Source organism: Flavobacterium sp. (genome assembly GCF_027483985.1).
Taxonomy (GTDB): domain Bacteria; phylum Bacteroidota; class Bacteroidia; order Flavobacteriales; family Flavobacteriaceae; genus Flavobacterium.
Genome location: NZ_JAIXTJ010000008.1, coordinates 67,632 through 81,500 on the forward strand (window position 1 = coordinate 67,632; position 13,869 = coordinate 81,500).

The following is a 13,869-nucleotide window of genomic DNA, read 5'->3' on the forward strand; positions in this document are numbered from 1 at the left end:
TCTTATTAAAATTGAGTTAACTGTAATTTAATCTGTTAACATTTAGATAATAATTACAAAACCTAAAGATAAATTGCAAGTAACTTGAACTTTACATTGTAGAGGTTTCTTTGCATCAAATTTATAACTAAACACAACAATGAAATTTAAATTATTATTTTTGACTCTATTACTTAGTACACTTTCTTTTGGACAAACCAAAGGTACTATTTCTGGAGTTATAACAGATAAAGATTCAAACAATTCACCTTTACCCTTTGCAAATGTTATTATAAAAGGTACCCAAAACTCGGTATCTACTGATGAGAACGGAAAATATACTATTTCAGTTGCTCCAGGAAATTATACAATTCAATTTAGTTTTGTTGGATATGAATCGACAGAAGTTGCAGTAACTGTTACAGCAGGTCAAGATGTTAAAGTTAATAGAGCATTAGGTGCAGGAGGATATAAACTTGATGATGTAGTAATAAAAAAAGCAGCTACAAATAGAGAAAAAGAAACAGCATTATTATCAGAACAAAAAAATGCTGTTGATATGAAACAAGCTATTGGCGCCCAAGAATTATCAAGAAAAGGTGTTGGTGACGCAGCTGGTGCTGTAGCAAAGACAGCAGGTGTTGCCGAACAAGAAGGAGTGAAAAATGTATTTGTAAGAGGATTAGGCGATCGTTATAATTCAACTTCATTAAATGGTCTTCCATTACCATCAGAAGATCCGGAGTACAAAAACATTTCTTTAAAGTTTTTCTCTACTAATATCATTAAAAATATAAACGTTAATAAAACTTTTAACACTAATCTTTATGGTGATGTTGCTGGAGCGAACATTGATATTGCTTCAAAAGATTTAGATCAAAAACAAGTACTAAACTTAGCAATCGGAACTGGGTATAACACTAATACAATCAGTTCTGACTTTTTAGTTGCCGATGGTAATAACTATTTTGGTTTACTTAAAAACGGAACTGCGGTACCTCTTTCTAACTTAAATACCTATGCATTTGATAATAGTTTTAAGCCATCAGAAAAAAACAATGTAATCAATACTAATTTTTCTATTGTTGGAGGTAAAAAATTTCAAATTGGTAGCGATAAAACATTAAACTTTTTTGGTGTAATACTTTCAAATAGTGATTATGTTTACAAGGAAGGTATCGCAAGACAAGTGAATTCTCAAGGTGGTTCAAAACAAGATTTGAACTTTAAAAAGTACGATTATGTTGCTTCACAAGCCGCGTTAGGAAGTATTAAATACAAGTTTGGAACTGGAAAAAGCTTAACTTATAATGGTTTATATATTCACGACAGCAATCAAAGTGTTGGAGATTATAGCGGTTTTACAACAAGTATCAATGACAATGATTTTGCTACCAACTCATTTATTAGAAGACAACAGATAAACAATAATAATCTTTTCTCAAACCAATTATTGTTAGAATATAAGTTCTCACCTAAGTTAGAAACTTCAGCTGGATTTTCATACAACACTGTACGAGGATCAGAGCCAGATAGAAGAACAAACTCTTATGATTATGACTATGACGGTACAGATGGAACTAAAAATTATGTAGTAGGTTCAAATAGTGTTGCTTTGAATAATCGTTTTTTCTCAACATTAGACGAAGATGATTTAGCTGCAAAATTAGATTTCACTTACACTTTTAATCCTGAATCTGATTTAATGAAAAAATTATCATTTGGTGCAAATTATAGAAATACTGAAAGAACATTTAATTATACTCAATTTAACTTCGATTTTGCAGATAACACTACTGCAATAGAAATTAACAATCCAGATGCTGTTTTCAATCAAGCAGGTTTAGCTAGCGGGAATTTTGAAATTGTAACTGGTAGAGGAACAGGCGCCAACGCTTTTGACCCATTCTACTACATTGGTAAAAAGAAAGTTGTTGCAGCATATACACAAATAGTTTATCCTTTTTCAGATAAATTAACGGTACAAGCTGGATTTAGATATGAAAATGTTGACCAGAAGGTAGACTGGGATACAAACCTTTCAAGCAGTGTAAACAGTTTGACTGTAGATCCGTCTTTAATTAAAAAAGATTATTTCTTACCTAGTTTAACAGCTAAATATTCGTTTAACAAAAAAAATATTGTGAGATTAGCAGCAAGTCAAACTTATACTTTTCCACAATTTAAAGAAACTGCACTTTTCTTGTATGAAGATGTGAACTTCTCAAGTTTTGGTAATCCAGATTTAGTTCCTGCAACTAACTTAAATTTCGACCTTAAATATGATTTTTACCTTTCTAACAAAGAAATCATTTCGTTAGGAACTTTTTACAAGAAAATACAAGATCCAATTAACAGAATTCGTGTTGCTTCTGCAGCAAATGAATTATCTTATGTAAACTTTGGAGATGCCTTTGCAACAGGTTTTGAACTTGAAGCTAGAAAATCAATTATCGATGTTAAAACGGATGCTACTACTAAAAACTTAGCTTTTGGTTTAAACTTATCGTACTTGTACACCAATCAGAAAATCATTGACAATAAAAATGATAAACTTACTGTACAACCAACTAACACTGAAGATAAATTAGAAGGAGCTTCTCCATTGTTAATCAATTCTGATATCAGTTACAACTTCACAAATTCTAAAAATAGTTTAACTACTTCATTAGTATTTAACTATTTCTATGATAAAATTTATTCAATCGGAACAGCTACAAACCAAAACATTGTTGAGAAATCAGTACCAACATTAGATTTGGTTAACAAATTCGACTTTATAAAAAACAAACTTGGTATTAACTTATCAGTGAAAAACATATTGAATCCAAACTTTAAATTAACGCAAGAAACTTCTCAAAATAATACGACTACAGAAACTATCGTAAGCAGTTATAAAAAAGGAGTATTTGCAAGTTTTGGAATTTATTGGAATTTATAAACAACAACTTTAATAACAACAATTAAAACTTTTTAAAAATGAACACAACAATTAAAAGATTTCTTTTGCTTTCGGTTTTTGCCGCAACATTTGTAAGTTGTAGTAGTGATGATGACAACAACACAACTGCACCTGCACTTGACGGAGTTATTACTTCATTAACAGATGCTGATTACAGCGCAACTGATTTAAAAGGAAACATCGGTGCTGACATTACTTTACCAGTAGGTGAGTACATTTTAAATGGTGCTTTGGTAGTAAAAAGCCCGTACACATTAACAATTTTACCAGGAACAACTTTTAAAGCTACAGCTGGTGGAACTGCAATTTATGTTGCTGTTGAACAAGGTGCTAAAATTAATGCAGCAGGAAGCGCTACAGCTCCAATTCGTTTTACTTCTAATGCTTCTAATAAAAGATCTGGAGATTGGGGTGGATTATTGATTATGGGTAGAGCTCCATTAAGTGGTGGTGGAACTGCAACTACAGAAGTTGTTGATTTTACTTATGGTGGAACTGTAAACAATGACAACTCTGGAACATTATCTTATGTTATTGTTGAATATTCTGGAGCTAGAATTAACGGAGAAAAAGAATTTAACGGAATTACTTTCTACGGTGTTGGTAACGGAACAACTGTAAACAACATTGCCTCTTTAAACGGTGATGATGATGCAATCGAATTTTTTGGTGGATCAGTTAATGTAACAAATGTACTTGTTGTTAATGCAAAAGATGATATGTTAGATTGGACTCAAGGATATACTGGAACAATCAACAATGCTTATGCAATAAGAGAATTAGGATTCAACGACATTACTTCTGACCCAAGAGGAATTGAAGCAGATGGAAACTTAGACGGTTTATCTCCAACTCAAGCTGGACAATCAGATGTTACAGTTACTAATGTTACAATTGTAAATAACTCAATCGTTTCATTAAACGATATCATCAAAATCAGAAGAGGAAGTAAAGCTACAATTACTAATTGTTTAGTAAAACAAGGTAACACAACTCCTGCTCCTGGAGATTTAGTTGACTGTTCAGATACTTTAGGTTCAGCTGCTGCTGGTACTACAGTTACTTTGGTAGGTTCAGGAACTAACTTAAATTTAGCAGATAACAATCTTGGTTCAAATGCAGCTACAGTTAATGCAACTGCTGGTTCAACTGGTGGAGCTAACACTTCAGTTTTAACTTGGACAGGTTATACTTTTAACTAATAAGTACCTCTATAAAAATCAAAATCCCTCAATTCGAGGGATTTTTTGTTTTTGTAAGATTTTTTACATTCTTTTGGAACTCCAAAATTTTCAATAAATAAAACTATACTACTCGCTGAAATAAAACTTAAGAATGAAATTGTCAACTTAATTTACTATTCGAAATTTTACCAAATAAAAAAAGCTCATCGTTACTGATGAGCTTTTTTGTTTTAAGCAAATAAACTTAATCTTTATCTGCAATACTATTTTGTGCGAACTTTTTTACATCAACAATACGATTGTCAACATAACTTACTTCACTTACCGTACTTCCATTGGAATAAAACATCCATTTTCCTGATTTTTCACCGTTTGTATATTCAGCAATAGCGCTTACGTTTCCGTTTACGTCATACGAAGTCCATTTTCCGTCTAACTTTCCGTCTTTGAAATATCCTACTTGTTGTACAGCACCGTTATTATAGTGATAAGTAGCTTTCACTAAACTTCCTTCAGCTTCTAAAACAGGTTGAATTTCCTGACCAAATGCAACACCTGACAACATTAAAACTAAGATTACAACTAATATTTTCATAGTATTTGGGTTTTTGAATTAATAATTAGATAACAAATATATAACTATTTTTACAATTACCAAACTTTTACTTAACAATTTGGTAACATTAGAAAATTTATCTAAAAAAGTATTGCTCAAGTAACCTACTTAAAACCGTAAAAAATAATTATTGTGTGTCACTGTGTTAAATTTTTGAATTTTGGCATTGTATTTGAAAACTAATTTATATATTTGCTATAACCAAGTTGAATTATGAACAAAAACTACTTTTATATTATTCTTTTATTCCTATCGTTAAGCACTGCAAGTGTGATGGCGCAAGATGGAAAATCTGCATCAAGAGTGCAGGAGAATACTATTGATGGATTAAGTTTTTATCCAAACCCTGCAACTAACGGTAAGATTTATATCTCTTCAAGATCTAACGAGGACAAACAAATCACTATCTTTGATGTACTTGGAAAAAAAGTACTACAAACAACTCTCTCATCAAGAGAATTGAACATTTCTTCATTGACACCAGGAATCTACCTTATTAAGATAGAAGAAGGTGACGCAAGCGCTACTAGAAAATTAATTGTCAGATAGTTAAATAACGCTATTGTTAACCTTTTTTTTACTTTGATTATTTTTATTTAAAAAAATAGTCTTTATCTTTGTATCCTAAAATCTTATATTAAAATTATGAAAAAAATTTACTTTTTGTTTGCTATTGCTTTAGTTAGTTCACTATCTAACGCTCAAGTTGTAATTAGCCAATTCTATGGCGGTGGTGGAAATGGTGGTGCGATTTATACAAACGATTTTGTTGAATTATTCAACAGAGGAACTGTAGCCCAAAACTTATCTGGTTGGTCAGTTCAATATGCTTCAGCTACTGGTTCATCATGGGCGGTGACTCAACTTCCAAATGTTACCATAGAACCTGGTAAATACTATCTTATTCAACAAGCCGCTGGAGCAACTGCAGCTGCAGCATTACCTACTCCAGATTTAGACGCAACAACTTGTGCATGTTCGTTTTCAGGTGGAGCAACACCTGCAGCAATTCCTGGTATTTCAATGGCAGGTACAAATGGAAAATTAATATTAGTTAATACTATAGTTGCTGAAACTACTGCAACACCTTCTGGAGCTCAAATCATTGACAAAGTTGGATATGGTTCTGCTACAAACTTTGAAGGAACCGCTGCTACAGCACCTTTATCAAATTCAACTGCTGGTTTAAGAAACAACAATGGTTGTACTGATACAAATGATAATGCTGCTGATTTTACTGTTGGAACACCAGCGGCTAGAAACTCTGCAACAACAACAAATACTTGTAGTTTAGCCAATAACCAAAACGCTATCGCTGGTTTATCAGTTTTCCCTAATCCAGTGAAAAATGGTGTTTTCTACATCAATACTGATGCTAATGCTGAAAGAACAGTTACTGTTTTTGACGTATTAGGCAAACAAGTATTAAACGTTACAACTTCTGAATCTGCTATCAATGTAAACAACCTAACTGCTGGTGTATATATGGTTCAAATTTCTGAAGAAGGAAATACAGCTTCTAAAAAATTAGTTATTGAGTAATTAGTTTTAAAATTATATTAGAAAGCTCCAATTTATGTTGGAGCTTTTTTATTTTCATTACTTTTGCAATGCATTTGAACTTATTTCAGATATAATAAAAAGACTCTAAACCTTGATTGCATCTAACGATATATTCACAATTTCCAACCAAAAGCAATTTGAAAAAATAGCTCTAAAAGTTTTTCGTTTTCAATACGATAATAACAAAGTATATCGCGAATTCTGTGAGTTATTAAAAGTAGAAAAAGGAACTGTAAAATCGTTGCAACAAATTCCGTTTTTACCGATTCAGTTTTTTAAAAGTCACGATGTTTTATCTTCAAATGATGCCATCCAAGAGACTTTTACAAGTAGCGGCACGACTGGAATGATTACAAGTAAACATCTAATAACCGATGTAACTTTATATGAAGAAAGCTACCGCAATGCTTTTTCAGAATTTTATGGAAATATAGAAGATTATGCCGTTTTAGCCTTACTTCCATCCTATCTTGAACGTTCTGGCTCTTCTCTCATTTATATGGTAAAAGATTTGATTGCACTTTCCAACAATGAAAATAGTGGTTTTTATTTACACAACTATGACGAACTCATTTCGAAATTAACTGAACTTGATGCATCAGGACAAAATGTACTGCTAATTGGTGTAACTTATGCTTTATTGGATTTAATTGAACAACGAAAGTTTCAATTAAAAAATACCATTATTATGGAAACTGGCGGTATGAAAGGCAAACGTAAAGAAATCATCCGCGAAGAATTGCACGAAATGCTTTGCGAAGGTTTTGGCGTTGCAAGTATACATTCAGAATATGGAATGACCGAATTGTTATCGCAAGCCTATTCTTTAGGTAACGGAATTTTTGAATGTCCCAACTGGATGAATATTTTAATTCGCGATACCGAAGATGCATTATCATATATCGAAGCCGGAAAAACTGGCGGAATAAACGTTATAGATTTAGCCAACATCAATTCGTGTTCCTTCATTGCGACACAAGATTTAGGAAAAAAATATCCCAACAATTCCTTTGAAGTATTAGGTCGCTTTGATAATTCAGATATTCGAGGTTGTAATTTGATGGTTTTGTAATTTATTGCATTTATAAACGTTATTTCATAAACTGAAACTAATTTTATGCGTTGTCTTCTTTACCTTCTATTCTTTCTATCACTTTCAGCATCAAGCCAAATTGATTTAAAAATAGACGCCATAACTTCAATTGATTCTATTCCTGATGAAAGAAAATTTATCATCACTTATCATATTGAAAATCTTGGCGATAAAGAGGTTTCTTTTTTCTTTAACCCAAAAGGATTAGTTCCAAATGCTAGAGCATCTATGTCTAGAGCTTTAGTTTACAAAGTGTTTCAAAAAGACGAGCTTGTTGATATTGACAACATTTTTGATGGCCGAAAAGCTAATTCTTTTGAAGAGCAACTTAAAGCTGCAAAAACGGATGAAGAACGAAAAGCAATTATTCAAGCAAGATTCAAAGAATTGAATATTGATGAAAAAACGGATATAGAAGAAGCCAAAAACGATGTGAATTATTATTTGAAACAACAAAGTAAAAGCTTAATGGCCGATATTTTTACTATAAAAGCTAAAGAAAAAATTACGTTTACAAAAGTGATTCATTGGGATAAAACACGTTATTTTAAATTTGGAAATGCCGAGTTTTATCTTGACGAAAACACACCTCATTATTTGGAGCTTACTTTACACCTAATGAAAGAACAATTTAAAGAAAAACTGCTTCCAGAAGATTATGAAAAGATAATGAAAAACCCCAATTTTATTAGTGGTTGGATCATTTCCAATAAAATGGAACTTAACTTTAGCGAATAAAAAAAGGAGCTAAAAAGCTCCTTCCTAATTTATATTACTTTGATCAAATAATAATTTTTCTTTCCTTTTTGAAGGACTAAAAATTTATCTTTCACCAAATCTTTTTCGGTAATCACGTAATCCTCAGCGACTTTTTCTTTGTTTAAAGAAACTGCATTCTGTTTCAATTCACGTCGAGCATCGCTATTTGAAGCTAAGAAACCTGTTTTCGCAGCAAGCGCAGCAATCATATCCAATCCGGCAACGATGTCTTCTTTTGCAATTTCGGCATTTGGAACGCCATCAAATACTTCAACAAAAGTTGCATCATCCAATTGCGCTAAATCATCCATAGTTGGACTAAAAAAAGCATTTGATGCAAAAATTGCTCTTTCTAACTCTTCTTTTCCATGCACAAAAATCGTTATTTCTTCAGCTAATCGTTTTTGTAAAACACGCAAATGTGGCGCTTCTTGATGTTCAGCAATCAAAGCATCAATAGTATTTTTATCTAAAAAAGTGAAGATTTTAATGTATTTTTCAGCGTCAACGTCGGTTGTATTCAACCAAAATTGGTAAAATTTATAAACCGAAGTTTTATCGGCTGTCAACCAAACATTTCCACCTTCTGATTTACCAAATTTAGAACCATCAGCTTTGGTAATTAACGGACAAGTCATAGCATAAGCTTTAGCACCTTCACCATTCATTCTTCTTACTAACTCTGTTCCTGTTGTGATATTTCCCCATTGGTCTGAACCACCCATTTGCAACAAACAATGGTGTGTTTTATATAAATGATGAAAATCATAACCTTGAATTAATTGGTAAGTAAACTCAGTAAAACTCATTCCTTCGCCAGTTTCTCCGCTCAATCGTTTCTTAACCGAATCTTTTGCCATCATATAATTCACTGTGATACGTTTTCCGACATCACGCGCAAAATTGATAAACGAAAAGTCTTTCATCCAATCATAATTGTTAACTAAAATGGGAGCATTTGCTGCAGTTGAATTAAAATCTAAAAATCGAGATAAAACCGCTTTAATTCCGGCCACATTTTTATCTAAAGTAACTTCGTCTAAAAGATTTCTTTCATCAGATTTTCCGGATGGATCACCAATCATTCCGGTAGCACCACCAACAAGAGCGATAGGTTTATGACCAAATTTTTCTAAATGAACCAACAAAATAATAGGCACTAAACTTCCAATATGCAACGAATCACTTGTTGGATCAAATCCTATATAAGTCGATGTCATTTCTTTTAAAAGTTGCTCTTCGGTTCCGGGCATAATATCGTGAACCAATCCTCTCCATTGCAATTCTTCTACTAAATTCTTCATTTTATTTAATAATTTGCGCAAATATAACTCTAAGATTTTAGATTTCAGATTTCAGATTTCAGAATTTGAATTATTTTACTAAATAAATAAGTACTTGAAGTTCTCTGTTCAAACTTTTAAACCTTTAAACTTTTAAACTTGTTTCTTAAATCTTATCTTTACAGAATGATATTAGTTACAGGCGCAACCGGATTAGTAGGAGCTCATTTACTTCTTCATTTGATAGAAAATGGCGAAGAATATGTTCGTGCGCTTTATCGAAAGCAAAGGAACATAGAAAAAACCAAAGCACTTTTTGAATTATATAAAAAAGGTGAATTATTCTCAAAAATCCATTGGATTCAAGGTGATATTTTAGAAGTTCCAACCTTAGAACTAGCTTTCGAAAATGTTACTTATGTCTATCATTGTGCGGCTTGTATTTCTTTTAATCCAAATGACGAAGACCAACTTAGAAAAGTCAATATTGAAGGTACAGCTAACATTGTAAATTTTTGTATTGATAAAAATATTAAAAAACTTTGTCACGTTAGTTCTATTGCTGCACTCGGAGATTTAGCACCTCATGAAAAAGAAGTTAACGAAACAACCGAATGGAATCCTGAAGTTCTACACAGCGATTATGCCATTTCAAAATACGGCGCAGAAATGGAAGTTTGGCGCGGACAGCAAGAAGGATTGAACGTAGTTATTGTCAATCCGGGTGTGATTTTTGGACCAGGTTTTTGGCAGCAAGGAAGTGGTGCTTTCTTTACTTCTATCGAAAAAGGAATGCCGTTTTATACCTATGGAACGTCTGGATATGTTGCTGTTAGCGATGTAGTGAAAATTATGCATCTACTGATGTTAAGCGACTGCAATGGAGAACGATTTGCACTATTGTCAAAAAATTATACCTATAAAGAAATAATTTATTTGATAGCAGATAAAATAAGTGCCAAAAAACCTAAAACCGAAGCCAAACCTTGGATGCTTCATCTAGCGTGGCGTTTAGACTGGTTATTTTCGACTATTTTTAGAACAAAAAGAAGAATATCTAAACATTCGGCGCAATCACTTTTAAATAGTGACACTATATCTAATGAAAAAATAAAGAATTATTTAGGTTATAATTTTGAAGAAATTCCAGCTTATCTGGATCGTATTTTAGTTCACTATAAGAAATAATTATTTTACAATTCCTTGCTCTGGATTTTGAATAGCAGGTGAAATACGATTCATTTTTTCTTTATCTTTATTCAAACGCTCTTTTACTTCTTCATACATTTTTTTGTAATCTTTAGCATCAGCGGCGTAATATTGAGAGCTTTTAGCAAAAGTCAAACTATCAACTTTATACTTTTCTCTTAACAATTCACTTGGCTTAGGATAAACTTGGTTCATTGTTGCTTGATTTTTGGCAGCTTCAAGAACGGCTAAATCATAAATGATCTCTTTCATCTTATCTTTATCGATAAGATTTTTTGGTTTTTCAACAAAATCATCTTTACAACTCAAGGCTGTAAACGAAAGTACCAACAAAAAAAATAGTGATTTTTTCATTTTTTATCTATCAAAAAGTAAACGTTTACCTGCTTTAATTTCTTTCACTTTAGAGTTTTCATACACCAACTGTCCGTTTACAAATGTATGTGTAATTCTTGATTTAAAATTAGTTCCTTCAAAAGGTGACCAACCGCATTTATATAAAATATTATCTTTGTTTACACTCCAAGGTTTTGCTGGATTTACTATTGCTAAATCGGCATAATAACCTTCTTTTATGAATCCTCTATTTTCGATTTTAAAAATTTTAGCTGGGTTATGAGCCATCTTTTCAACGATTTTTTCAACAGAAATCTTACCTTGATGAAACGCTTCAAATAAAGCTACCACTGCATGTTGCACTAATGGACCACCAGAAGGCGCGTTGGCATATTTTTGAGATTTCTCTTCTAATGTGTGCGGTGCGTGATCGGTTGCAATTACATCAATCCTATCATCCAATAACGCTTTCCACAAAGCTTCTCTATCTGATGCTGTTTTTACTGCAGGATTCCATTTTATGAAATTTCCTTTGGTTGCATAATCTTCTTCTGAAAACCAAAGATGATGGATACAAACTTCAGCAGTAATTTGTTTTTCTTCAAGCGGAATTTTATTGGTAAACAACTCCATTTCTTTAGCCGTTGACAGATGAAATACGTGCAATCTTGCTCCGGTTTTTTTCGCCAATTCGATTGCCTTTGAAGAGGATAAATAACAAGCTTCCTCACTGCGAATTAAATGATGAACCGTTGGCGGAATATCTTCACCAAATTCAGCTGTATATTTTTCTAAATTAGCTTTAATCGTTCCTTCATCTTCACAATGAACAGCAATTAGCATTTTAGTATTTGAAAATATTTTTTCGAGTGTTTCTGTGTTATCCACCAACATATTTCCGGTTGATGAACCTAAAAACAATTTGATTCCAGCAACATTCTTCGGATTGGTTTTTAAAACTTCTTCCAGATTATCATTGGTTCCGCCCATCATAAAAGAATAATTGGCATAAGAACTTTGTGCAGCTATTTGGTATTTATCTTCTAATAATTCTTGAGTAACCGCATTTGGAACAGTGTTTGGTTGTTCGATAAACGATGTTATTCCGCCAGCAACTGCAGCTCTACTTTCCGATTCAATGTTGCCTTTGTGCGTTAAACCTGGTTCACGAAAATGCACTTGATCATCAATCGCGCCCGGAATTAAATAATTTCCTTCGGCATCAATAACTTTACAGTTTGAACTTTTGTGGCTTATGCTCTCGGCAATTTCTTTAATTATCTCACCTTCAATAAGAACGTCACCTTCAAAAATTCTACCTTCATTTACAATCTTTGCATTTTTTATTAAAATGGTATTCATATTGTATTTTTATAATCGATTAAATAATTTTTTAATTCTAAGAGATAAAACCCCAAAAATAGCTTCTTTAATAATAGATCCACTCATTTTAGATTGACCTTTAGTTCTATCTGTAAAAATAACTGGCACTTCTTGAATATTGAAATTCTTTACAAAAACGCGGTATTTCATTTCAATTTGAAAGGCATATCCAATAAACTTTATATTATCAAGATTAATACTTTCTAATACTTTTCGGCTGTAGCAAATGAATCCGGCAGTGGCGTCCATAATTTTCATACCCGTAATCATTCTCACATAAACTGATGCAAAATATGACAACAAAACCCTACTCAAAGGCCAATTCACAACGTTAACACCAGTAACATAACGCGAACCTATGGCTAAATCGGCACCGCCAAAATGGCAAGCTTCATACAATCGTTCTAAATCGTGTGGATTATGCGAAAAATCGGCATCCATTTCAAAAACAAATTCATATTCTCTTGACAAAGCCCATTTAAATCCGTGTACATAAGCTGTGCCCAGACCTGCTTTTTTAGTTCTTACCTCAAGAAAAAGTCTTTCAGGAAATTCTAATTGCAATTCTCTTACTCTATCTGCAGTTTTATCGGGAGAATTATCATCAACTATTAGTATATGAAATGGTTTATGCAAAGAAAATACAGCTCTAACTATACTTTCAATATTTTCAATTTCGTTATACGTTGGAATAATTACAATACCGCAATTCATAGTAATCAATAAAAGTTTGTGCAAAAATACTCATTTTATTACTTCATAATCTTAATAATATTATAATACTAATCAACAAATAAAATTTAGTAATTTTGCACTTTATGATAGCATTAGAATTACATCCTCGAATTATTGCAAGCAAAGATTGGGCAACTATCATTTTTGTGATTTCTTTGTTCTTAATTGTTTTAGCAAAAACGATATTTGAAACAAGATTCAACGATTATATTCGACTATTAGTATCTGATAAATACACCAAAATTTATAAAGAAAGTAGTCACTTAATGAGTGGTTTTAATGTCATTCTATTTTTAGTTAATGTTATTTCTCTTTCTTTTTTTATACAACTAGCCTTAGCCAATTATGAAGATGATATAAAACTCAAAACCGATTGGGTTTTATTTGTTAGAGTATTCACATTATTGTCGGTTTTTATATTGTGTAAATTCTTAATTGAGAAGATCTTAGCTGCAACATTTGGCATTGAATCACTACTAGAACAATTCAATTTACAGAAAGTTACCTTTAGAACTTACATCGGCTTACTGCTATTACCGGTTTCTATAATTTTATTTTATGGTAATTATTCATCAGATTCTTTATTTATCACATTAATCATTATATTATTAATAATAAATTTAGTGACTTATCTTATTTCATTAAAAAATTATCAAAACTTTGTATTTGGTAAGTTGTTTTATTTTATTTTGTATCTTTGCGCACTTGAAATAGCGCCCTATTATTTCATATATTATTTGATTACAAAAAATTAGAGTTTAAACATG

Annotated in this window: 13 protein-coding genes; 8 read left to right on the forward strand and 5 right to left on the reverse strand. The window is 31.9% G+C overall.

From position 1 onward, the window contains the following. Nucleotides 1–139: 139 nt before the first annotated feature. Nucleotides 140–2,920, forward strand: a complete 2,781-nt coding sequence (locus Q0050_RS01070; RefSeq protein WP_298391796.1) for a TonB-dependent receptor — start codon at nt 140–142, stop codon at nt 2,918–2,920. A 38-nt stretch (nt 2,921–2,958) separates the two neighbouring features. Further along, entirely contained in the window at nt 2,959–4,143 is a 1,185-nt protein-coding gene (locus Q0050_RS01075) for a hypothetical protein (protein ID WP_298391798.1), read from the forward strand. Nucleotides 4,144–4,369: 226 nt separating this feature from the next. Here Q0050_RS01075 and Q0050_RS01080 read toward each other — a convergent pair whose 3' ends face one another. Continuing rightward, nucleotides 4,370–4,720, reverse strand: a complete 351-nt coding sequence (locus tag Q0050_RS01080; protein WP_298391800.1) for a membrane-binding protein — start codon at nt 4,718–4,720, stop codon at nt 4,370–4,372. A 234-nt stretch (nt 4,721–4,954) separates the two neighbouring features. On the opposite strand from Q0050_RS01080, the gene Q0050_RS01085 reads away from it, so the two are divergent. From Q0050_RS01085 to Q0050_RS01100, 4 genes are all read left to right on the forward strand, one after another. Continuing rightward, a complete protein-coding gene (locus Q0050_RS01085) occupies nt 4,955–5,290 on the forward strand; it encodes a T9SS type A sorting domain-containing protein (RefSeq protein ID WP_298391802.1) in 336 nt (111 codons plus the stop codon). 96 nt (nt 5,291–5,386) lie between these two features. Next, a complete protein-coding gene (locus Q0050_RS01090; RefSeq protein ID WP_298391804.1) occupies nt 5,387–6,283 on the forward strand; it encodes a T9SS type A sorting domain-containing protein in 897 nt (298 codons plus the stop codon). Between the two features lie 112 nt (nt 6,284–6,395). Next, nucleotides 6,396–7,376 (forward strand): acyl transferase, encoded by a 981-nt coding sequence (locus Q0050_RS01095; RefSeq protein WP_298391806.1) that lies wholly within the window; start codon nt 6,396–6,398, stop codon nt 7,374–7,376. 45 nt (nt 7,377–7,421) lie between these two features. Then, complete coding sequence (locus Q0050_RS01100) at nt 7,422–8,135, forward strand: hypothetical protein (RefSeq protein WP_298391808.1); 714 nt, start codon at nt 7,422–7,424, stop codon at nt 8,133–8,135. A gap of 29 nt (nt 8,136–8,164) precedes the next feature. Here the strand turns inward: Q0050_RS01100 and tyrS are convergent, their stop codons facing one another. Further along, nucleotides 8,165–9,460, reverse strand: a complete 1,296-nt coding sequence (tyrS, locus tag Q0050_RS01105; protein ID WP_298391810.1) for a tyrosine--tRNA ligase — start codon at nt 9,458–9,460, stop codon at nt 8,165–8,167. Nucleotides 9,461–9,625: 165 nt separating this feature from the next. On the opposite strand from tyrS, the gene Q0050_RS01110 reads away from it, so the two are divergent. Beyond that, on the forward strand, nt 9,626–10,627 hold the full coding sequence (locus Q0050_RS01110) for an NAD-dependent epimerase/dehydratase family protein (RefSeq protein ID WP_298391812.1): 1,002 nt from the start codon (nt 9,626–9,628) through the stop codon (nt 10,625–10,627). Here the strand turns inward: Q0050_RS01110 and Q0050_RS01115 are convergent, their stop codons facing one another. From Q0050_RS01115 to Q0050_RS01125, 3 genes are read right to left on the reverse strand one after another with little or no spacing between them, the layout of a single operon-like run. Further along, nucleotides 10,628–11,002: a DUF4296 domain-containing protein gene (locus Q0050_RS01115; protein WP_298391814.1), complete on the reverse strand. Its 375-nt coding sequence runs from the start codon at nt 11,000–11,002 to the stop codon at nt 10,628–10,630. A gap of 3 nt (nt 11,003–11,005) precedes the next feature. Continuing rightward, complete coding sequence (locus tag Q0050_RS01120) at nt 11,006–12,346, reverse strand: dihydroorotase (RefSeq protein WP_298391816.1); 1,341 nt, start codon at nt 12,344–12,346, stop codon at nt 11,006–11,008. A gap of 9 nt (nt 12,347–12,355) precedes the next feature. Next, nucleotides 12,356–13,081 (reverse strand): polyprenol monophosphomannose synthase, encoded by a 726-nt coding sequence (locus Q0050_RS01125; protein ID WP_298391818.1) that lies wholly within the window; start codon nt 13,079–13,081, stop codon nt 12,356–12,358. A 104-nt stretch (nt 13,082–13,185) separates the two neighbouring features. On the opposite strand from Q0050_RS01125, the gene Q0050_RS01130 reads away from it, so the two are divergent. Further along, nucleotides 13,186–13,857: a DUF4271 domain-containing protein gene (locus Q0050_RS01130; protein ID WP_298391820.1), complete on the forward strand. Its 672-nt coding sequence runs from the start codon at nt 13,186–13,188 to the stop codon at nt 13,855–13,857. The last annotated feature ends 12 nt before the right edge of the window (nt 13,858–13,869 follow it).